21 protein-coding genes and 1 tRNA gene are annotated in these 21,057 nt (G+C 62.9%); 13 read left to right on the top strand and 9 right to left on the bottom strand.

The genetic code is table 11. The annotated features are described in order from the left end of the window. Positions 1 to 6 precede the first annotated feature (6 nt). Genes U1R88_RS05220 through U1R88_RS05195 form a run of 6 tightly spaced genes read left to right on the top strand, consistent with a single transcriptional unit; the run spans position 7 to position 6,152 of the window. Positions 7 to 687 (top strand): hypothetical protein, encoded by a 681-nt coding sequence (locus tag U1R88_RS05220; RefSeq protein WP_322430284.1) that lies wholly within the window; start codon positions 7 to 9, stop codon positions 685 to 687. Next, the gene (locus U1R88_RS05215) at positions 684 to 1,919 is read left to right on the top strand and encodes a DUF4350 domain-containing protein (protein ID WP_322430283.1); all 1,236 of its coding nucleotides are present in this window, start codon (positions 684 to 686) and stop codon (positions 1,917 to 1,919) included. Before U1R88_RS05220 ends, U1R88_RS05215 begins: the two co-directional genes overlap by 4 nt. Continuing rightward, complete coding sequence (locus U1R88_RS05210; RefSeq protein ID WP_068296238.1) at positions 1,888 to 2,844, top strand: AAA family ATPase; 957 nt, start codon at positions 1,888 to 1,890, stop codon at positions 2,842 to 2,844. Before U1R88_RS05215 ends, U1R88_RS05210 begins: the two co-directional genes overlap by 32 nt. Next, positions 2,841 to 4,151, top strand: a complete 1,311-nt coding sequence (locus U1R88_RS05205) for a DUF58 domain-containing protein (RefSeq protein ID WP_322430282.1) — start codon at positions 2,841 to 2,843, stop codon at positions 4,149 to 4,151. Before U1R88_RS05210 ends, U1R88_RS05205 begins: the two co-directional genes overlap by 4 nt. Next, positions 4,148 to 5,242, top strand: a complete 1,095-nt coding sequence (locus U1R88_RS05200; protein ID WP_322430281.1) for a stage II sporulation protein M — start codon at positions 4,148 to 4,150, stop codon at positions 5,240 to 5,242. The genes U1R88_RS05205 and U1R88_RS05200 overlap by 4 nt, the downstream gene beginning before the upstream one ends. Further along, positions 5,226 to 6,152, top strand: coding sequence for an RDD family protein (locus U1R88_RS05195; protein WP_322430280.1), 927 nt, complete (start codon positions 5,226 to 5,228; stop codon positions 6,150 to 6,152). The genes U1R88_RS05200 and U1R88_RS05195 overlap by 17 nt, the downstream gene beginning before the upstream one ends. Before the next feature lie 28 nt (positions 6,153 to 6,180). Here the strand turns inward: U1R88_RS05195 and U1R88_RS05190 are convergent, their stop codons facing one another. Together U1R88_RS05190 and U1R88_RS05185 are read right to left on the bottom strand one after the other, a co-directional pair. Then, positions 6,181 to 6,927 carry a V-type ATP synthase subunit I domain-containing protein gene (locus U1R88_RS05190; protein ID WP_322430279.1) on the bottom strand — a complete coding sequence of 249 codons (747 nt, stop codon included), beginning with the start codon at positions 6,925 to 6,927 and terminating at the stop codon, positions 6,181 to 6,183. Between the two features lie 276 nt (positions 6,928 to 7,203). After that, positions 7,204 to 8,313 (bottom strand): hypothetical protein, encoded by a 1,110-nt coding sequence (locus U1R88_RS05185; RefSeq protein ID WP_322430278.1) that lies wholly within the window; start codon positions 8,311 to 8,313, stop codon positions 7,204 to 7,206. 270 nt (positions 8,314 to 8,583) lie between these two features. Between U1R88_RS05185 and U1R88_RS05180 the strand changes: the two genes are divergently transcribed. Continuing rightward, positions 8,584 to 9,204 (top strand): hypothetical protein, encoded by a 621-nt coding sequence (locus U1R88_RS05180; RefSeq protein WP_322430277.1) that lies wholly within the window; start codon positions 8,584 to 8,586, stop codon positions 9,202 to 9,204. Beyond that, a complete protein-coding gene (locus tag U1R88_RS05175) occupies positions 9,198 to 9,446 on the top strand; it encodes a hypothetical protein (protein ID WP_322430276.1) in 249 nt (82 codons plus the stop codon). Before U1R88_RS05180 ends, U1R88_RS05175 begins: the two co-directional genes overlap by 7 nt. A 17-nt stretch (positions 9,447 to 9,463) precedes the next feature. Here the strand turns inward: U1R88_RS05175 and U1R88_RS05170 are convergent, their stop codons facing one another. Beyond that, a complete protein-coding gene (locus tag U1R88_RS05170) occupies positions 9,464 to 10,201 on the bottom strand; it encodes a hypothetical protein (RefSeq protein ID WP_322430275.1) in 738 nt (245 codons plus the stop codon). A 139-nt stretch (positions 10,202 to 10,340) separates the two neighbouring features. On the opposite strand from U1R88_RS05170, the gene U1R88_RS05165 reads away from it, so the two are divergent. The 4 genes from U1R88_RS05165 (at position 10,341) to U1R88_RS05150 (ending at position 12,079) form a co-directional block, all read left to right on the top strand. After that, on the top strand, positions 10,341 to 10,538 hold the full coding sequence (locus U1R88_RS05165; RefSeq protein WP_322430274.1) for a hypothetical protein: 198 nt from the start codon (positions 10,341 to 10,343) through the stop codon (positions 10,536 to 10,538). A 53-nt stretch (positions 10,539 to 10,591) separates the two neighbouring features. Further along, positions 10,592 to 10,906, top strand: a complete 315-nt coding sequence (locus U1R88_RS05160) for a hypothetical protein (RefSeq protein WP_322430273.1) — start codon at positions 10,592 to 10,594, stop codon at positions 10,904 to 10,906. A 243-nt stretch (positions 10,907 to 11,149) separates the two neighbouring features. Continuing rightward, a tRNA-Gln gene (locus U1R88_RS05155) sits at positions 11,150 to 11,223 on the top strand. 460 nt (positions 11,224 to 11,683) lie between these two features. After that, a complete protein-coding gene (locus U1R88_RS05150) occupies positions 11,684 to 12,079 on the top strand; it encodes a hypothetical protein (RefSeq protein WP_322430272.1) in 396 nt (131 codons plus the stop codon). Between the two features lie 54 nt (positions 12,080 to 12,133). Here the strand turns inward: U1R88_RS05150 and U1R88_RS05145 are convergent, their stop codons facing one another. The 5 genes from U1R88_RS05145 to U1R88_RS05125 form a co-directional block, all read right to left on the bottom strand. Continuing rightward, the gene (locus U1R88_RS05145) at positions 12,134 to 13,063 is read right to left on the bottom strand and encodes a carbohydrate kinase family protein (RefSeq protein WP_322430271.1); all 930 of its coding nucleotides are present in this window, start codon (positions 13,061 to 13,063) and stop codon (positions 12,134 to 12,136) included. Between the two features lie 9 nt (positions 13,064 to 13,072). After that, a complete protein-coding gene (locus tag U1R88_RS05140) occupies positions 13,073 to 14,704 on the bottom strand; it encodes an HAL/PAL/TAL family ammonia-lyase (RefSeq protein WP_322430270.1) in 1,632 nt (543 codons plus the stop codon). 165 nt (positions 14,705 to 14,869) lie between these two features. Next, the gene (locus tag U1R88_RS05135; protein WP_322430269.1) at positions 14,870 to 16,021 is read right to left on the bottom strand and encodes a carboxylate-amine ligase; all 1,152 of its coding nucleotides are present in this window, start codon (positions 16,019 to 16,021) and stop codon (positions 14,870 to 14,872) included. A 214-nt stretch (positions 16,022 to 16,235) separates the two neighbouring features. Then, positions 16,236 to 17,645, bottom strand: coding sequence for a type I glutamate--ammonia ligase (glnA, locus tag U1R88_RS05130; protein ID WP_322430268.1), 1,410 nt, complete (start codon positions 17,643 to 17,645; stop codon positions 16,236 to 16,238). Between the two features lie 166 nt (positions 17,646 to 17,811). Then, positions 17,812 to 18,150, bottom strand: coding sequence for a P-II family nitrogen regulator (locus U1R88_RS05125; protein WP_068296275.1), 339 nt, complete (start codon positions 18,148 to 18,150; stop codon positions 17,812 to 17,814). Positions 18,151 to 18,460: 310 nt separating this feature from the next. Between U1R88_RS05125 and U1R88_RS05120 the strand changes: the two genes are divergently transcribed. Next, positions 18,461 to 19,906: an NAD(P)H-hydrate dehydratase gene (locus U1R88_RS05120; RefSeq protein WP_322430508.1), complete on the top strand. Its 1,446-nt coding sequence runs from the start codon at positions 18,461 to 18,463 to the stop codon at positions 19,904 to 19,906. 16 nt (positions 19,907 to 19,922) lie between these two features. Here U1R88_RS05120 and U1R88_RS05115 read toward each other — a convergent pair whose 3' ends face one another. Beyond that, positions 19,923 to 21,038, bottom strand: coding sequence for an RNA ligase family protein (locus tag U1R88_RS05115; RefSeq protein ID WP_322430267.1), 1,116 nt, complete (start codon positions 21,036 to 21,038; stop codon positions 19,923 to 19,925). Positions 21,039 to 21,057: the final 19 nt, after the last annotated feature.

Below are 21,057 nucleotides of genomic sequence, written 5' to 3'. Positions count from 1 at the left end.
AGAACCATGCCGGCTGTCGCCGGCCTGGCGGTTCTCCTCGCGTTGGCGCCGGTAATGCCGGTTTTCGCTGCTTCCGATCCGCAGGCCGTGGCCCGGGACATCGCGCGCGATCTTGGCCTCCAACCCGATCTGCCCGGCAACAAGGGCGAGGTTGTGACGCCCAAGACCGAGCCAAAGCAGGACGAGCGGGCACCGCGTGTCTGGAATCCTTCATTGGGAACGTTGGTGAGCATCCTGCTCTATGCCGCCATCGCCGCGGGCCTCATTTTCGCGATCTGGACGATGCGGGACCGCCTGCCGGTGCTCGGGCGGCGCAAGCTGGCCGCGCGTGTCGAGACGGATGTCTCCGCCCAGGCCGCTTCGGTCGAGCGTATGGTGGTGGCCCAGATCGAGGCCGATGAATTGGCACGGCAGGGCCGCCTTGCCGAGGCCATGCATGCCTTGCTGCTGCGCAGCCTGATCGAGGTGCGAAAAAGGCTCAATGTCAGCTTTGCTGATTCGCTGACCAGCCGCGAAATTCTTCGGGCCTTGTCGCTACCCGACCGAGGCAAGCAGGCATTGGCCGATATCATCGGGCGGGTCGAGCCCGTCTATTTCGGCGAAAGCCCCGCCGAGGAGCGGGATTACACCGCTTGCCGGCAGAGCTACGAGATCCTGACCGACGCGATGCAGGCGAGGGCGGCATGAGCGAAAAAGCCACGTTCTCCGGCCCCGTCCTCGCCGTGCTGGTCGCAGGGGCCACGGCCGTCTTCGCCCTGTCCATGCTGTTGATGCTGAACGGTCCTTCCGAGGAACAGGGCTTCAGTACCACCACCCGCTCGGTCTCGGCGATCGGACATGCCGGCCTCTATGAACTGGTCCGGCGCTTGGATATTCCGGTCGCCCGCAGCCGCATCAACGGCACCGTCGCCCCCGGCGAAGGCGGCTTGCTGGTAATGGCCGAGCCGACGTCGAGCCTGTCGAAGGACGATATCATTCGGCTGGGACGCGAGAGCAACGTCCTCTTGGTGCTGCCCAAGCGTTGGGCGCTGGCCGACCGGAGCAAGCCCGCCTGGATCCGGTCCGCCACCCCGATGGACATTCCCTGGGTCACCAGCATTGCGCGGCTGGTCGAGCCCAAGCTCGAAGTCACCAGGGGCGATCCGCCCAAAAGCTGGGACCGCAACGATCTCGATGTGAACCCGTCCTTCGACGACGGCGCCCAGCTCATCAAGAGCGAGGAGTTGACCCCGATCATCGGCAATCGCCAGGGCATGCTGATCGGCGAGAAACTCGACGGCGAGCGCCGTGTCTGGATTCTTGCCGACCCCGATCTCGTGGAGAACCACGGCCTGATCAAGGGCAGGAACGCCGAGTTTGCCCTTGCACTGCTGAATGCCATGCGGGATGCCGAGCTCGGGGATGGCAAGGTGGTGTTCGACGAGACCATCCATGGCATGGTCAACAATGTCGACAGCCCCTTCAAGAAACTGTTCCAGTTTCCCTATGTCATCGTGCTCCTGCTCGTGCTCGCTGCGACGGCGCTGCTGGCCTGGGCCACCACGAGCCGTTTCGGCAAGCCACGCCTGGCGCCACCGGCATTCGACCTCGGCAAGGAGCGCCTGATCACCAACACGGCCACGTTGCTCGACCGTGCCGGCCACCAGGCCTTCGTCATGCGCCGCTATGTGCGCGCGACCTTGCGCGACGCCGGCCGGCTGTTTCACGCACCCCGCCAGCTCGATGACGAGAAGCTGGCGGAATGGCTCGACAAAATCGGCGAGTCGCGGGGGCTGGAGACCAAAGCCTCTGTCGTTCTCGCCCGCGCGGAGGAAAGGCAGGGTACGTCCCTGACCGGCCTGTTCCAGGCGGCGCGCGATATTCATGATTGGAAGGAAAAGATCTCCGATGGAACTGCAGCGCGTCGCCCACATCGCTGACGGCATCCGCAAGGAAGTCGGCAAGGCCATCGTTGGCCAGGACGAAGTCATCGAACTGATGCTCACCGGCCTGCTCTGCGGCGGGCATATCCTGCTCGAAGGCGTGCCAGGCACTGGCAAGACCCTGCTGGCTCAGGCTTTCGCCTCGACCTTGTCGCTGAAGTTCGGCCGTGTGCAGTTCACGCCCGACATGATGCCGGGCGACGTGATCGGCACCAATTTGTTCAATTTCCAGACCAACACGTTCGTCCTGACCGAGGGGCCGATCTTTACCGACCTCCTGCTGGCGGATGAGATCAACCGGACCCCGCCCAAGACGCAGGCGGCTTTGCTGCAGGCGATGAACGAGAGGGCTGTCACCATCGACGGCAAGACCTATGCCCTCGGTGCCGATTTCATGGTGGTGGCGACCCAGAATCCGATCGAGCAGCAGGGAACCTATCCCTTGCCCGAGGCGCAGCTCGACCGTTTCCTGTTCAAGATCGATGTCACCTATCCCAGCCGTGACGAGGAGAGAGCCATCGTCACCCAGCACGGACATCGCTCGGCCATGCCCAAGCTGTCCGATTTCGGCATCCAAACCCAAGCCGATCCGGCGACGCTCGCCGATCTCAGGGCCACCAGCGAACAGATCGTGCTGACGCCACAGATCATCGACTATGTCGTCGACGTGGTACGCGCCACCCGCCAGCATCCGGCGATCGAGACGGGCGGCTCGACCCGCGCCGCCAATGCGCTCGCGGCCTCCGTGCGGGCCCTGGCCGCGCTGAACGGGCGCGATTTCGTCATTCCCGACGACGTGAAGCGGTTGGCGCGGCCGATCCTGCGCCACCGCATCGTGCTCGCGCCCAATGCCGAGATCGATGGCCTCACTCCCGACCGTATCGTCAACGAAATCCTGGACCAGACGGCTGCACCCCGATGATCCGGCCGACACCGCGTGCCGTCCTGCTATTCAGCCTCGGCATTCCCGTCGCCTTGTTGATGGTGGTGTGGAACCCGGCCCTGTGGCCGTTTTCCTTCGACCTCAGCCTGCTAGCCCTGGTGGTGATCGCCGTCGACGCGCTGCTGATCCCGCCGCGTCGTAGCCTGGTGGTCGACCTCAAGGCCCCGAAGCGGCTGCCGGTCGGCAATGAAGGGATGATCGAGGTGACCCTGAGCAGCACCAGGTCGGCACGCCCGGTGAGGATCGAGGCGGTGGTCGATCTCGACGGGCCGCTGGAGACGCCGCCGATGGTGGCAGGCCATTTCGGCGGGGAGCCGGAGAGACTCGGCATTCCCTTCACCGCCTTGCGGCGCGGGATGGTGACGCTGGAAGCGCTGTGGCTGCGCTGGCGGGGGCCGCTGGGATTGGTGGAGTGGCGCCTCAAGGAAAGCTTGGATCGAAAGATCGAGATTCTGCCAGCCGCCCGCATGTCCTTCGGCCCGGCCATCCAGGCGCTGAGCAAAAGCGCGATCTACGGCACCAAGACCCAGAACCAGAAGGGCGAGGGCACCGAATTCGATACGCTGCGCGAGCATGTGCCCGGCCTCGATTCCCGCATGATCGACTGGAAGCAGTCGGCCCGCCATCGCAAGCTCCTGTCGAAGGAATTCCGCATCGAGCGCAACCACCAGATCGTGCTGGCCTTCGACACCGGCCATCTCATGCTCGAACCGATCGACGGCCTAGCGCGGCTCGACCACGCCATCGAGGCGGGGCTGATGCTGGGCTGGACCGGGCTGAGGGCAGGCGACCTCGTCGGCAGTTTCGGCTTCGATGCCACGATCCGCCATTATCTCGAACCGGGCCGGGGCAGCACCTATTACGCCCGGTTGCAGCGCTCGGCCGCCCAGCTCGCCTATCACACCGAGGAGACCAATTTCACCCTCGGCCTGGCCGAACTGAATGCGCGGCTGAAGCGCCGGGCCCTGGTGGTGCTGTTCACCGAATTCGTCGACAGCGTGATGGCCGAACTGCTGATCGAGAGCCTGAAGCGCATGGCCAACCGTCACGCCGTGATCTTCGTCACACTGCAGGACCCTTTGACCACGCGGCTGGTCAATGCCGAGCCGCAGGATTTCGGCATCGTGGCGGAAGCGGTGGTGGCGCATGATTTCGCGCGTGAGCGGGCGATCGTGATGGAGCGCATCGCCCGTCTCGGCGTGCATTGCGTCGACGTGCCGGTTGGCGGGCTCAGTGTCGCTCTGCTCAATCGCTATCTCCAAATCAAGCAGGAGGGCCTGCTATGACGACCATGGATGCCAGCCTGCCTGCGACCGGTCCTGCCGGGCCGGCGCCGACGATCATCGGCGTGTCCAGCGAGCCCCGGGCTCACGTGGTGCTGCGCTCGGCCGAGTTTCGGCGGGGACGCGAGGAGAGCTGGCGGGAACTCGAAAACCTGGTCACGCGCGTCGAAAAACGCGGCATCAACGGTGTCTCCGCCGACGAATTGCAGAAGATGCCGCTGCTCTATCGCTCGGCTCTGTCCTCGCTGTCCGTCGCCCGCAGCATTGCGCTCGACCGCAATCTGCTGCGCTATCTCGAAGCCCTGACGCTGCGGGCCTATCTGGTGGTCTACGGGCCGCGCGCGAGCCTGCTGGCGGGGTTGGGCCATTTCTTCCGCTACGGCTTCCCCGACGCCGTGCGCAAGGCGGGCTGGCATATATTGATCGCCTTCGCCGCGATGGCGCTCGGCATTGCGGCTGGGTTCGTGCTGGTGAACAGCGAGGCCGAATGGTTCAATGCCATCGTTCCCGACGGCCTGGCTGGAGGGCGGGGGCCGAGCGCCAGCGCCGAATATCTGCGCAGCGTCCTGTTCGCGCCCTGGGACGGCTTCAAGGAAGGTTTCATCGTCTTCGCCAACTACCTGTTCCAGAACAACAGCATGGTCGCCATCCTGTCCTTCGGGGTCGGTTTCATGGCTGGCGTGCCGACACTGCTGCTGCTGGTCTATAACGGGTTGATCGTCGGTGCCTTCCTGGCGATCCACTATCAGCGCGGCCTCCTGATTGATTGCATCGGCTGGCTGTCGATCCACGGCGTGACCGAACTCGGAGCCTTCATCCTGTGCGGAGCCGCCGGCTTGGTGGTGGCCGAGAAGATCATTTTCCCCGGCCGCTATTCACGCCTCGAAGCGCTCTCCATTCACGGCAAGCAGGCCGCCGTCCTCGCTTGCGGTGCGGTTGCCATGCTGTTCATTGCGGGCTTCATCGAGGGAGGCCTGCGCCAGCTCATCGATGTGACGTCCTGGCGCTTCGCCTTCGCCGCCGTCACCGCCGTGCTGTGGGGCGTCTATTTCCTCTATTGCGGCAAAGGGGCACAGCATGGCCTCTCCGCGTGATCGCGTATCCCAACTGCTGGAGGGGCGGCAGCGCCGCACTCGCGAGATCGTCACGCCGGAAGGCGTTGCCATCCATGTCGAGGTCGCCGATCGTGGCGAAAGGCTGGGTGCCTTCCTGATCGACCTGGTGATCTGGTTCGGCGCCACCATCCTGATCTGGATCGCGCTGGCGACCACCTTCCTGCGCGGCGGCAGCGATGTCGCGGTGACGGTGATCTCCTTCCTCTCCTTCTTGCTGCGCAACCTCTATTTCATCCATTTCGAGCTCGCCTGGCAGGGCTCGACGCCAGGCAAGCGCGCCACGGGACTGAAGGTGATCGATCGTCGGGGGGGCGTCCTGACCCCGACCGCCGTGGTAGCGCGCAACCTGACCCGAGAGGTCGAGTTCTTCCTGCCGCTGCAGCTCTTCTTCATGTGGATCGGCGCCTCCAACAGCGGCGAATCCTGGCAGGCGCTGTCGATGCTGGCCTGGGTGGTGCTGCTCGCTGCCTTGCCCTTCTTCAACCGGGATCATCTGCGGGCGGGCGACCTGATCGGCGGCACATTGGTGATCGCCCTGCCGAAGCGGGCCCTTGCCCTCGACCTCACGCAGGGAGCAGCGAAAGCCGCAGCCCGCTACACATTCACCTCGGCGCAGTTGCAGGCTTATGGCGCCTATGAGCTGCAGGTGCTGGAGGAGATTCTGCGCCGGCCCGGCGGGACCGAGACCTGGCGGATCCATCGCGAGATCGCCGAGAAGATCATCCGGCGCATCGGCTGGCAGGGTACATTCGAGCCCAATGCGGCGACCGACTTCCTGCAGGCCTTCTATGCGGCGGAGCGGGCGGAACTCGAGCGCGGCCAGCTTTTCGGCCGCTATCGCGACGACAAGAACTCGGGCACCCGCAAGGCAGGCGAGCCGGCCAAGTGAGGGCCGGCTCCCTTCCGGAATAAAGCTCTCAATCGAAGACGTCGGCGAGCCTGTCGATGTCGATGCCTTCCTTGATCGAGCGCAGGCGGTAATAGACCAAGGCGGTGAGTACGCTGCCAAGTGCTGTCAGGTAAACCTGGAACAGATTGCCCAGCAAAGCACCGAATATCGGCCCCCCGAGGCCGCCGCCAATATATTCGATGATAATGGCGACGATCCAGCCGGCGATGCCGACGATCAGTACGAGGCCGAGAATCTGCCAGCGAAAGCCTGAGGTGAGTTCGCCGCTGCGGGACATACTGTCCGTCACGCCGCGCTGTTCGACGACGCAGACCGCGACGGCAGCGTAAAGCATGCAGATCAGCCACAGGCCGGGCACGATCAGCAGCATCAGGCCGACGGCAATTCCAAGGCCGACGAGAATCGAGAGGCCCAGCAGTGGCAGGAAGCGGGACAATCCCTTGGAAAGGGCATCGCCAACCGAAAAGTTTTGCCCGCGCAATTCGTTGAAGGCGCCGTAGATCATGCCGCCCTGAATGACAAAGAGCAGCGCGATGTAGATCAGCATCAGCACCACGATGGCACTGACATTCGGAAATGGGTTCTCCGGCGTCGGAACTCCGATGACCAGGGTCGAGATGATCAGGGGGACGATGGGAATCAGGCCCAGCGCCAGAAATCGCGGCAGGGCGCGGTGGAGAACGGCAAAGCTTTCGCTGATCAAGGCACCGATGTTGAAATCACCGGAGCCGGCGCCTTGGCTGGAGTTGGTCATGAGAGCGCATCCTATTAATCAAGGGCGGCAGTAAGAGATCAATATTTACGGATATGTCCATCGACGACGATTTCCTTTGCGAGCCGTCAAGTACAGGATAGGAAAGTTCCTCGAGGGACGCGTATGGAAACTTATTTCACGAGATGAAGGAGTGCAAATGCCACTTCTGTTCTCGTTGGTGTGAGGACGACATCTGCCGAGGGGAGGGAGCGGGCGCGAGGTCGGATGGCGCCGCAAAGCCCGTCGCCAAAACCGCGGAGAACGGGGAAAGCCGCCTCAGCGGCTCGGCGGGCGCCAGGTCTCGGGCGGGTACTGGCGCGGGCGCCGAGCCTCCTCGTTCGGGTCCGGAGGCTGCTGGCCGAAGAGCACGTCCGGATCGGGCGCCGTGGCGCCCCAGGGGTTGCCATCCGCCGGCATATAGCCGCTCTTGGCGCCCCAGCCCTTGTTCTGCTCGAACCAGCGGTCGAAATTCGGCAGGCCGTCATATTCATATTTGCGTTCATAAGCCTCGCAGGCTTCGGGCTTGGGGCCGAGATTGAGGCAGATGAGCGGCGAGCGCTCATAATAGGAGCAGCTCGGATAGAGGCTATGGGCGACGAGTTCGCCCTCATAGGTCCCGTCATAGCGCAGCGTCAGCTTCAGTTCCGTCCAGATCGGCGGGAAATTCATGACCTTCTGCAGGATCTTGCCGGCGACGAAGCCGATGGGCGCTGGGGCCACGCCCGCGGCGAGTTCGGCGCTCTGGGTGCGGGCGCCGACGGTCTGGCGGAACACCACGCCCTCGTCGATATATTGCGGCTCCTCCAGCTTGATCGGGTAGGGATAGGAGGGGAAGCCGAGGAAGGATGGCGAGCGGTAGAGGCCCGTGTCCTTCTCGTAAGCGACGCGGTGGAGCAGCCGGATCGCCTTTGAGGAGGTGTCGGTGCTCTCGATGGTGGCTTCGAGAAAATTGGCGAAGCGATAGCCGCTGCTGCCGAGGATGCGCTGGCGATCGACGAGCTCGCCCGGGCTGCCGGCATCGTGCTCCGGCAGGCCGGAGCGGGGGTCGATCCAGCTCATGGTGGCGATCGAATAGGTGAAGCTGTTTATCTTGAGGACGAGCTGGCCATCATCGGGGGGAATCATGATGATGCCGGGATTGGCGCTGCTGCTGAACCGCCAGTTCCAGCCCTTCGGGCTGGGCACGACGCAGCCGACGCGGTGGCGCAGATACCAGTTCACCTCGCGGGTGTTGAGCGTGTCGAAATTGTAGCTGATCAGATATTGCACGTTGATGCCATGCACCCTGGCAACGGAAAGCCAGTCGTCGCCATCCTTCACCCGGTAGGGACGGCCGCGCGGAATGGCAGCCAGCTTGGCGGGCTTTGTTTCAAGCGGTGTAGCCATGGTCTTCTCCGTGACGGCGGCATGCCTGCGTTGCGGAGCGACCGCGGTTCATCGTGTGCGGCCCCAGCACGCCGGCAATGCCTGCCTGGCGAGCCAGTATGAGCAGTCTGCGGGCAGAGGTCATCCTGCGTTCGGAGGAGGTGGCCCTGCCTTTTCTGTGCTCCAATCGAGCCTGCGGAGAGCCAGAGCGGGCGCTCCCATCGACGCCGTGCCATCTTGTCAACGCCGCCTTCCTCAGCTCATGGCGACGATGGCGCGAGAGGCTTTCAAATGACGAGTTTTCTCGACTTCAACAAAGATCCCGCCAACGACATCGACAACAAACCCCAGCAATATCATAATTTTGGCGGCAAGGGCGTGCGGGTGCAGGTCTATTGGGCCGCCGATATCTGGCGGGACGTGTCGCTGTGGAACAACAGCTGGGCGTTGCTCAAGGGGGCTGACGAGATCCTTCGCAAATATACGCTGGCGCTCGACATGCTGCCGCTGCAAACCGAGCCGGCAGCGCTAGCCTCGACGAAGGAAAAGGTCACCCGCAAATTCGACAAGACCGTAGACAAGCAGGTTGCGCGGCAAAAGAAGGCGAAGGGCGAGGTCGCTAAGAAGCAGACCGAAGCTGCCGCCAAGGCGATAGAGGAGCAGGGCCACGCGGCACGGGGTCTCCTGGATTTCAGCGGTTCGGTCCATGTGCCCATGGAGGGCGAGGCTCCCATCGACGGCCTCACCGCCCTCAGGAAAAGCCTCGGCACCGTCCCGGATGAGACGCGGATGGTCGTGGTGTTCGCCCATATCGATGGCGGGCCGAACGGCTACACGGTCCTGCGCCAGGAATGGCTGCCCTGGGTCATCGCCGATCCCACACCAACCAGGACAATCCCAAGACCTTGCTGATCCATGAAATGGGACATGCCTGCCGCCTCAATCATCAGCAATCCGATGCCGGTTCGGCGACGGCCAAGAACATCATGTATCCTCTGGATTTCAAGGGACTGACCCAGCTGTGGGGCTGGCAGGTGGACACCATCTATGATTCCTATTGGTGCAACGGCCGCAAGCCGACGAATTGGTGGGACAGGATCGGCAACGTCCGGCTGCCACCTGATCATCCCTTCCTCTGGGATGAACCGCCCTAGAGGGTAGCGGGCAGCCTTCAGGTCTTGCCGCTGGCCCATTCCGGCAGAGGTTGTGGGGCTTCCGGCATGCCGCGAATCTCGCGCAACCGTCCGAAGGCCGCTGTCGCCGTCACGGCCGCGAGCATGCTGAAAAGCATCATGCCCGCTTCCTGGCCAAGCACCTGCATCACGGTTACGGGCGCATGGGCGAAGTCGCCGGTAACAGCGCCGAGCCCGACAATCGGCAGCAGTGTCAGCAGGAAGAGACCGAGGATGGGCCAGCGATAGCCCTCGGTGAGTTGCCCGCTGTGTTCCAGGCTCTCGACCATGTCCGTGCGTTCGATCATGCAGGCCGGCAGGGCGAGATAGAGCAGCGCGATCGCCATCAGGCCGGGCACGACCAGCGCTGCAAGGCCGAGCAGGACGAGGATACCGCTGAGAAAGGCCGTGCCCAGCAGGGTGGGAAGCCTCTGCCAGGTTAGCCGCATCGACACAAGCAGACCGAAGTTCGAGCCTTGCAGCAGGCGGTGCGTGCCGGTGACGGTGGCGCCCTGGGCGAAGACCAGGAGAATCACGGCAATAGGCAAGGCTACCAGGTCGGCGAGCGTCGGCGTTTGCGACACCCCGCCGTTCACCAGCAAGGCGAGCAGGGTCGGCAGGCTTGGCAGGCTGTTGAGCAAGACGATCGGAACGAGACCGCGCCACAGGCCCTTCCCGGCATTCGCCAAAAGAAGACACAGGCGCAGAGGCGGTTGGTGGGCGTTTTGTCTGCTCATGGGCTACTCGATCGAGACTGGCCACCCCAATCGATCTGTTATGACCTTTGTGGGCGGCAAGAGAAAGGGCCTCCATGGTGGTACCATAACGCCCGGGATGCGCCTTGGTCCCGGAGGTCGCGCCCTGCTTTGCGGAGACATGCGCGACAAGACCGATTCGGGAGGGCGCTGGGTGCTGGCTGGTCTTGGTCCCTTTGGTCCCTGGTCGGCCAGCGTCGTGGCGAATGGCCCCGCCGTGCCTTTTCGATCATATCGGGCAGGTATTGGCTCGGATTTCCAGGTGATCTCGGGCATCCTGTTTCGTCGAAATCCACAAGAAAGGGAACGTTTTCACTAAAATAAAGTTTTAGAGCATTGGGATGTTGGAGATCGATTCAGAAGGAGGTCCCGATGACTCGCTCGATACTGATAGGTCTTGTGGCGGCAATGGGTATTGCTGCCTCGCCGGTGGCCGCCGCTCCTTTCGTGCCAAGTCCAGCGGACGATGGTGCCAGTGTCCTCCAGGTTCGCTATCATGGTGGATGTCCGCCAGGTTACAAGGTGACCAGCCATGGAGGCTGTAAACTCAGCCACTATCTGCGTCGTCATCCCGGCCAGAATCCAAACAACTATTATTACGAAGAGCGCCCCAGCTTCGGATTTGGGTTTGGCTATCGCAGCTATCCTCACCGTCGCTATTACGATGGTGACTATGACGGCTACTGAGCCTTTTCCTATCGCACATGCGCCCTCGCGGCGCCTGTTCCTTTCAGATCAGCCCAGGCTATCCGGTGCCGTTGCCCCCTGGGGTGCAAACGGAAGCTCTGGCCACAGAAAAACGACAAGCCCTCTTGCAATGCGGCAGCGACTTCAATATGAAGCCCGAACGGAACGGGGCCACCCACCACAAAACATTCGGCGGAACTGCAAAAAATTCCTGCTAAGTGTTTGATCACATAGGCTCTTTGTTCGGGGATAGTTCAACGGTAGAACAGCGGACTCTGACTCCGTTAATCTTGGTTCGAATCCAGGTCCCCGAGCCATTCCTTCCCAGAAATCGCTGAAGATGCAGGACCGGGCTGGCTGTTGTGCACGGGCTCGACCAGCATGCGCTCGAACTCGGTTGCCACTCGCTATATGGGACTATCGCGGCGATCCAGAGTCGGGTTTGGGCCTGTTTCGATCTTACCGGCGTCAGGCATCAGGAGTGTGTCCATGTCGCGCATCGTGATGGTAACGGCGCACCCGTAGCGGTGCCGCTCCAGAATGAAGTGGGCCTCCGGAGCGTCGACGGAAAGTGTTCCACCATTGCGGCAAGTGGAGCCCACCGCAGGCGGCAAGAGGGGCGAGGCGTTTCGTGGGTTACAGATCACGCCCTCGTGCAATTTTAACAGTTGCCAATACGGTGAAGCGGGCGGATTATTCAATGTTGGCCTCGTGGACGTCTGCAAGCGCTTTCATCGTGCTTTAGCCGCGTCAAAGGCGTTGTTGGCGAGTACACGAATGGAGTCCGAGTCTTCTCCCCAGTCCCGCACCAAGATTCTGGTTACCTGGGGTTTGCGTATCCTTGTGGCATTGATCTTCCTCACGCCCGCATTGCTCACCCTGTGGGGGCATCGGATCATGGTCCGCCAGTTCGATGCGCTTGGCTTTGCGCCCTGGATGCGCGTTGCCTTGTCGTCGACGCAGGTACTCGCCGCCTTGCTGGTGCTCGTGCCCGTGGCAAGCCTGGCGGCGGCCGTGCTCCTGCTCTTGATCGACGCCGGCACGCTGATTGCGCAGTTTCTATTGATCCGCGGCGGCTATGTGCATCTGGCACTGTTCGCCCTGCCGTTGCTCGCGCTGATCAGCCTGCAGAGCGGGCGCTTCGACAGGAAATTGGCTGAGCTGGAGAAGTAGCGGCATCGGTGACAATGCCGCTCTTCTGGGATGAGATGCCGGTCGGGATGGCGATCAGGCCATTTCGTGGTTCCAGGGCGGATCGGCGCCCTCGCGCGAGACCGTGATTGCCGCCGTCCGTGCGGCATAGTCCATGGCCTCCTGGGCAATGGCCTCGTCGATATTCTTCACGGTGTCGATGGAAACCACGTTGCGGCGCTGTAGGATGGTGAGCAGGCCGGAGGAATAGCTGTCGCCGGCGCCGACCGTATCGGCGACCTTCTCGACCCTGACGACGGGACTGCGCACGGCGAAGCCCTTGCCATAGCCTTCCGCACCATTGCCGCCATCCGTCAGCACCACGAGATGGGCGCCCTTGGCCACCAGATCCTGGGCCCAGGCGGCGGGATCGATGCCCGGATAGAGCCAGTTGAGATCGGCCTTGGAGATCTTGATGATCTCGGCGGCTTCCGTCATGCGCTTCATGCGGGCGCGATATTCGACGGCATCGCCCACCACGGTCGGCCGCACATTGGGATCCATGCCGAGCACGCGCTTGCCCTTGTTGGCGAAATAAAGCGTCTCATAGGCCGAGGCGATCGGGTCGTTGATGAGCGCGACCGAGCCCGTCCAGATCATCGAGACTTCCGGCCCGACCGGCGGAACGTCGCGTTCTGGCGAGAACAGGCGATTGGAGGAGGCTTCGTCGATGAAGGCATATTCGGGTTCGCCTTCGCCGACGGAAACGAAGGCGAGCATCGACGAGTGCTTCGAGCGGGCGACATAATGCTGCTTGACCTTCGATCGGGTCAGGGCAGCGGCAAGGTCCTCGCCGAAGAAGTCGGTGGACAGCGCGGCACAGAACCCGACATCACCCTCGAGCCGGCCGATGCCGACGGCCGTGTTGAACGGGCTGCCGCCGACAGCCGGCCGATAGGCGTTCCGGCCATCGGCGCTTTTGACCGGCAGAAAGTCGATCAGGGCTTCGCCGCACACAAGAATCATGGGGTCTCCTCACTCCAGGCCGCCGACTGCCGTTTCCACGGCCGCCAGGATGCGGCCGCTACGGGCAAGTTCGAGTATGGATTGCATTTCGTGGTGGTACCAGCGGTCCCCGTCAAGGGCCGGTGCGATTTCGGCGCGGATGGCATCGAGCGCTGCCTGCGAGCCCTTGCCGATCGGGTAGTCCTTGCTGCGGTCGGCAACCAGCGAAAGCGCCTGGGCCGCCATCAGCATCTCGACGGCAACGATCTGCTCGACATTCTCCACCACGGCGCGGGCCTTGCGCGCGCACCAGGTGGAATTGGAGACATGATCCTCCGCATTGCTCTTGCCGGGAATGGAGTCGACCGAGCCGGGTGTGGCAAGGCCGCGGTTTTCCATGACCAGGGCCGACATCGAGCATTGCACCGTGGCAAAGCCGGTATTGAGGCCGCGCTGGCCGGCGAGGAGGTTGCGCGGCAGGCCATAGCTCATCACCGGGTCGATCAACCGGGCGATGCGGCGTTCGGAAACGGCGCCGAGATCGGTCATGGCGATGGCAAGCAGATCCATGGCCTGGGCGACATAGGCGCCGTGGAAATGGCCGCCCGAGATCGAGACATAGCCGCCGTCGTCATTGGCGAACATCAGCGGGTTGTCGGTGGCTGAGTTCATTTCCACCCCGAGTATGCCATCGGCATAGGCAAGGGCCTCGAAGACCGGGCCGTGCACCTGCGGGGCGCAGCGCAGCGAATAGACGTCCTGCACGCGCGGGGGCACCGGCTTGGCCGGGTCGCGCGCCTCGTCGGGATAGACGATGGCGCGAGCGCCTTCCGAGCAGCGCTTGGAATCGCCGGCGATGCGCAGCAGGTTGCGGGCGGTGCGCGCCTGGCCGCGATGCGGCCGCGCCGCATGCACGCGCGGGTCGAAAGCGGCCAGTTCTCCGCGCAGGGCCTCCAGCGTCAGAGCGAGCGCGATGTCGGCATGTTTGAGGATGCGCTTGGCATCCTCCTGGGCAAGGGCTGCGATGGCCAGCGATACGGTGGAACCGTTGATGATGGCCGAGGCTTCCTTGGCCCCCATCTTGTATTCGGGCTCGAAGCCGGCCCGGCGCGCGGCTTCGGGCGCCGGATAGACCTTGCCCTTATACTCGACCTGGACGTCCTCGAACCCTCGGATGGCGCCGGCGAGATAGGCGAGGGGAGCGAGGTCGCCGGAAGCGCCGACCGAGCCCTTGGAAGGAATCACGGGGTGCAGGCCGGCATTGAGGAAGCCGACGAGACGGTCCATCAGCGGCAGTGTCGCGCCCGAATAGGCGGAGGCAAAGGCATTGGCGCGCAGCAGCATGGTCGCGCGCACGATCTCGCGCGCGAAGGGCTCGCCGATGCCGGTGGCATGGGCACGGATGGTCTGATCCTGGTAGTGCGCCATGTTGGCGACGGGAATGCGCACGTCCTTGAACAGGCCGACGCCCGTGTTGAAAGCGTACATCAGCGGAGCCTGATCGGTCAGCCAGTTGGCGTCGATATAGTCGCGCGCCGTGCCCACCGCGGCACGGGCCTTGGCCTCGATGCCCGCCTTCTCGAAGCGGCCTGCCTTCTCAGAGCGCGCGACGCGGACAACCTTGGCACCGGTCATACGTCGCCCGTCTATAGTGACAGTCATGGCCTTCCCCGCATCGCGCTCGATATCCTTGACCTAAGCGTTTTGCGATTTGGAGGTTACGCCAAGAATCGCAAAGACGCGTCGAACCAAAGAGTGAGAGCAAACAAGCGTTTCCGTCAAAACGCGCTTTGCTCTAGCAGAAGCGGATCGAAACGCAACCGGCCTTCAGCCGCTGGCAGCAAGGCCCGCGGCCAGTGGCGCAGCCGTCCTGTCCGCAAGCCAACAGACCACGGCGTGGATGGCCTCTTCCGTCGTTGCGCCGGCGGCGATGCGTTGCTCATAAACCGTCAATTGCCCATCGGCGCTGGTGCCGGTGCGCAGGATCATCTGGGCCGTCGCCAATTCCTCGCTGCAGCCGAGCAATTCGGCATCTTCCCAGACGAGATCGAGCAGTTCTGTCAGCATATTGGCGGCGCTTCGCGCCTGCCCGCTATGCAGGTCGATGAGCGAGCCGTGGATGCCGTAGCGCTGCGCCCGCCATTTGTTTTCCTCGACGATCGCACGCCCCGAGGATGTCAGGCCACGATTGAGGTCCGGCTTTCGAATGAGGTGCCGCACCAGGCCGCGATAAAGCGCGGTGATGGCAAGGGCATCCTCCACATTCGTGCAGACATCGGTGATCCGCAGCTCCAGCGTGGGAAGATGGCTGGAGGGTCTTATCGCCCACCACAGGAAACTGGCGTCGTCGATGATGCGGTTGCTCACCAGCGTGTCGACATAGGTCCGATAGTCCTCCTCGCTTCGGAAGAGGTCGGGCAAGCCCGAGCGTGGCAATTCCGCATAGATGTTCTGGCGATAGCCCATCAGGCCGGTCGGGCGCGACTGCCAGAACGGCGAGGAAGTCGAAAGCGCCAGCAGCAAAGGCAGATAGGGCAACATGCGGGTCATCAAGTCCACTCGCGAGTGTTCCTGAGGAATCTCGACATGAACGTGCATGCCGCAAATCATCTTGCGGCGTGCGAGCATCTGCAGGTCACGCGTGACCTTGCCATAGCGATTAGCATGGGTGGGATGCTGCTCGGACCATTCGGCAGAAGGGTGCGTGCCCGCGGCCAGGATGCCGAGATCGTGCTTGAAGGAGAGGTCCTGCAAGGCCTGGCGGCAGCCCACCAATTGCAGCCTCGCATCCTTCATGTTGCGGCAGGGAGTCGTTGCAATCTCGATCTGCGCTTGCAGCAACTCGCGTGTAACGTGTTTGCCCAGCATTTGCCGGGCCTCGTCGAAGAACTCGGCCGACATGGTTTCCTGCACAGCGCCGGTCCGGCGCTGGAACACGAAATACTCCTCCTCGATACCGAAGGTGTAGGGATGCTCCATGCTTCCTCCGATCGGTGTCGGGCAGTGATCCGGGCCTCGATGCAGCTCTCTAACGCAGGCCGCCCGCAGAAGGTCCCAGGCAGATACAATTCCCTTATATTGGCGAGGAGCGAGCGTTCTCGAGCCCCCTGTAGGCAATACCAAAGAGTAAAGGAAAGGCCGGTGCATTGCTGCACCGGCCCCCGCTCGGCTCTCTCTGGATGGTTTTGAGTTGTTAGACCGAGTAGTACATCTCGAATTCGACCGGATGCGGCGTCATCTCGAAGCGCATCACTTCCTGCATCTTCAGCTCGATGAAGCTGTTGATGAAGTCGTCGGTGAACACGCCGCCCTTCTTGAGATATTCGCGGTCCTTGTCGAGGGCAGCGAGAGCCTCGCGCAGCGAGCCGCAGACGGTCGGGATCTTCTTGAGCTCCTTGGGCGGCAGGTCGTAGAGATCCTTGTCCATCGCCGGGCCGGGATCGATCTTGTTGAGGATGCCGTCCATGCCGGCCATGAACAGGGCGGCAAAGGCGAGATAGGGGTTGGCGGCCGGATCGGGGAAGCGGACTTCGACGCGCTTGGCCTTCGGGCTCGTGGTGTAGGGGATGCGGCAGGAGGCCGAGCGGTTGCGGGCTGAGTAGGCCAGCAGCACCGGCGCTTCGTAGCCGGGGACCAGACGCTTATAGGAATTGGTCGCCGGGTTGGTGAAGGCGTTCAGCGACTTGGCATGCTTGATGATGCCACCGATATAGTGAAGGCAGGTCTCGGAGAGGTCGGCATATTTGTTGCCGGCGAACACCGGCTTGCCGTCCTTCCAGATCGACTGGTGCACATGCATGCCCGAGCCGTTGTCGCCGAAGACTGGCTTGGGCATGAAGGTCGCCGTCTTGCCGTAGGTATGGGCGACGTTGTGAATGGCGTACTTGTAGATCTGCAGGTGGTCGGCCATCGTCACCAGCGTACCGAACTTCATGCCGAGCTCGTGCTGGGCGGAGGCGACCTCGTGGTGATGCTTCTCGACCACGACGCCCATCTGCTGCATCGCAGCCAGCATTTCCGAGCGCATGTCCTGTGCCGAATCGAGCGGGGGAACCGGGAAGTAGCCGCCCTTGGTGTTGATGCGGTGGCCAAGATTGCCACCTTCATATTCGGTGTCAAAATTGGTGGGCAGTTCGGTCGAATCGAGCTTGAAGCCGGTGTTGTAGGGGTCGGCCTTGAAGCGAACGTCATCGAACACGAAGAACTCGGCTTCCGGGCCGAAATAGGCGACGTCACCGATGCCGGTCGACTTCAGATAGGCCTCGGCGCGCTTGGCGATGCCACGCGGGTCGCGGCTGTAACCTTCGCCGGTGGAGGGCTCGACCACGTCGCAGGTGATCGACATCGTCGCTGCCGAGAAGAAGGGATCCATCGTGGCGGTGGTAGGGTCCGGCATCAGGCACATGTCGGATTCGTTGATCGCCTTCCAGCCGGCGATGGAGGAACCGTCGAACATCGTGCCTTCCGTGAAGATCTCCTCATCCACCAGGGAGACGTCGAAGGTCACATGCTGCCACTTGCCGCGCGGGTCGGTGAAGCGAAAATCGACATATTTGACGTCATTGTCCTTGATCGCCTTCAGGACATCCTTGGCGGTCTTCATCTGGTGCAACCCTTTCGTTCGTTTGGGCACTATCTTTTAAGGCGCGAACCGAGGCCCGCTGATTGCCAGGGCGTCTTGCGATTGGACGGGATCACCGGAAATCGCAAAGACGCGTCGAAATACAAAGCTAGAGCAAATAGGCGTTCAGCCATGAACGCGCTTTGCTCTAGATGGCGTCGAGGCCACTCTCGCCGGTGCGGATGCGGATGGCTTCCTCGATGTTGAGGACGAAGATCTTGCCATCGCCGATCCGGCCCGTCTGGGCGGCCTTGCGGATGGCGTCGATGGCGCGCTCGACACGCTCGTCCGGCACCACAACCTCGATCTTCACCTTGGGAAGAAAATCGACGACATATTCGGCGCCGCGATAAAGTTCCGTGTGGCCTTTCTGCCGCCCGAATCCCTTCGCTTCCGTCACCGTAATGCCCTGCAGGCCGACCTCCTGCAGCGCTTCCTTCACCTCGTCCAACTTGAAGGGCTTGATGATGGCTTCAATTTTCTTCATGGGGTCTCCTCGATTTCAGCACATAGTGCGCAGAAACCTCCTTGCTGGTAGCAGGTCGCATGCCAAACCGCCAACAGGAAAATTTTCTTTTATCTTCAAGATGTTGAGGCGATAGGTGCTGAAAAATGGGCAAGCGGTGCCGGAAGACTGCACAATTTTTCGGCGACCTGCCAATAAAATATGCGCCCCGAGAGGGTAATTTTCGGCGCCTGACGTGAAGGAGCGCATTTTTTCCACCGAATGCGACGAGGTGGCGCATGCCAGGGAAGGTTTGGAGGACGTTTTGATTGAGTTGCTGACCCCGTCCGAAATGGCCGATGCGGATCGTCTTGCCATTGCCGAGGCCATGACTGCCGACCAGTTGCTCGAGAGGGCCGGGCGGGCCGTGGCCGATGTCGCGGCGCGACACCCCTTCAACACGCCGATCCTGGTTTTGTGCGGCACCGGCCTGAATGGGGGCGATGGCTTCGTTGCCGCCCGTATCCTGCGCGAAAGGGGCTATCGGGTCCGGCTCGGCCTGCTGGGCCCGGTTTCGGCGCTGGGGGGAGAGGTCGCCTATGCTGCCGAGAAATGGGGGCAGCCGGTGGAGGATGCTCTGGCGCTGTCGCTCCCCAAGGAAGGAATCATCATCGATGCGCTGCTCGGCGCCGGGCTTTCCCGCGACATCGGCGGCCCGCTCGCCGCGTTGGTCGAACGGATCAATGCTTCGGGCCTGCAGGTCATCGCGGTCGATCTGCCCTCCGGCATCGATGGGGCGACCGGCCAGATCCGTGGCGTGGCCATCAAGGCGCACGAGACGGTGACCTTCTTCCGGCGCAAGCCCGGACATCTGCTGCTGCCGGGCAAGCTCAATTGCGGTGCGGTCCGGGTTGCGGATATCGGCATTGCGGACAATGTGCTGGCAACCATCCGGCCGCGGACTTTCGTCAACCAGCCTTCCCTGTGGCAGCCCTGTTTTCCGCATCCTGAACCGGCGGGACATAAATATGCGCGCGGGCATCTGGTCGTGCTGTCCGCCGGCGTCGAAGGGACGGGGGCGGCGCGGCTGGCGGCCAAGGCCGGGTTGCGCGTCGGTGCCGGCCTGGTGACGGTTGCCAGTCCTTCCGACGCGCTCGGCATCCACGCAGCCTCGCTCGATGCCATCATGGTGCGCCGCTGCGAAGGCCCGGAAGGCCTCGCCGTCATGCTGGAAGATGCCCGGCGCAATGCATTCGTCGTGGGGCCCGCTTTGCCGCCGGATGAGGAGACCCGCGCCAAGGTCGATTTGGTTCTTTCTTCCGCGCGAGCCGTGCTGATCGACGCCGGCGCGCTCTCTGCCTTTGCCGCTGAGCGCATTCATTTCATCGCCACGCTGCGGGCTGCGCTCGGGCCCGTCGTTCTCACGCCCCATGAGGGCGAATTCGCACGCGTCTTCGACGACATTGCCGGAAAACATGCTGACAAGCTCCAGAGGGCCCGTGTAGCCGCCGAGGCGACCGGCGCTGTGATCGTGCTGAAGGGGGCCGATACCGTGATCGCAGCACCGGACGGGCGCGCCGCTATCAACGCCAACGCACCGCCGACCCTGGCGACGGCCGGCTCCGGCGACGTACTCTCCGGCCTGATCGGCGGGCTTCTCGCTCAATCGATGCCGGCTTTCGAGGCCGCCAGCGCGGCTGTCTGGCTGCACGGCGAGGCGGCCCATCTGTTCGGGCCGGGGCTCACCGCCGACGACTTGCCGGTGATGTTGCCCAAGGCCCTCGCAGCCTTGTCGTGAGCCGTGCCGCGTCAACTCATGCCAAGCTTTCGGCGAACAGGTCGACGCCATCGGCCAGGCAGTTGGGCAGAATTGGGCGCTCCTGCCAATGGGAACCCGAATCATGGATGGTCTGATGAAAATCGGCACGCACGAATTTGTAGCGGCCGATGACTTGTTCCTCATCCTCTTGCTTGAGGTAGAGCCCTTCGGCGAGATCGCTGTCCTCGGTCTGGCCCAGGACAGTCGGGACGTCGAGGCCGGCCTCGGCTGCGGCGAGCCGCAGGGATTGCCGCCAGTCCCGCGATTTATAGAGCGACGGCTCGACCACTGCCGGTAGTTCTACCTTCCTGGGCAGGTTGCCTTGATGAACGACCGGTACCGAAACCACGGGCACCCCGGCCAGCAAGGCATGCCGGCGCGGCGTCGAAAGAAAGGCCGCGCGTTCGCGATCATAGATATCGAACTCGAGAAAATAGTGCGGCAGCCGATCATAGAAGACCGTGTGCTTGGCAAAGCACCATTCACCGAACATCATGAAACGCCGGCCCAGCAGTATCCTGAATATACGTTCATGAGTTTGCGCCCAGGCCTTGAACAGGTTGAACTGGGCCTCGCGCGCGCCACCGGCGAGGATATGGCCGCGCGATTGCAATGTGAGGTTGCCGCTATGGTCGAAGCTTATGGCCGCATTGGCGCCGTCGAGCTTCTCTTCGAAGACGAGACGGCCGCCGTCAAGCTGGCTGAGCTGAATCTGACCCGGACTGTCGTCGCCAGGCTGCAGCCGCGAGCCGACGAGATGCGGCGTGCGCGGATATTTGAAGAAGGACATGGTCGCACCTTGTACACACGATTTCGCATTCGCCCGGCCAGCAGGCGGCGTAGGAAAATGCGGGCTGTGGGACGGAGGCCCTGCCTGAACCGACAGGGCCGAGATGCGCGTTACATGGCAAACTCCTGAGTATCGCGTATAGGGGCGATCGCCTGATCGGACAAGCGTCGACAGGCGCGCAATCGAGGCGGCGCTCCATTCAGCCGCTGAACTCGAGGGGCGCCGCAACACGTCCGGGCAAGAGAGCGTGACGGTTTTGTGCGCGCGGCGGAATTCTGGTGTGACTTTCAAGTCACGCCTGCTGAGCGACACTGCCGACACAAAAGAAAAACCTGGCGGT

Origin of the sequence: Labrys sedimenti, assembly GCF_034424805.1 — a bacterium.
Lineage (GTDB): Bacteria > Pseudomonadota > Alphaproteobacteria > Rhizobiales > Labraceae > Labrys > Labrys sedimenti.
Note: the sequence above shows the minus strand (reverse complement) of the source record. Positions and strands in the feature narration are given on the sequence as shown.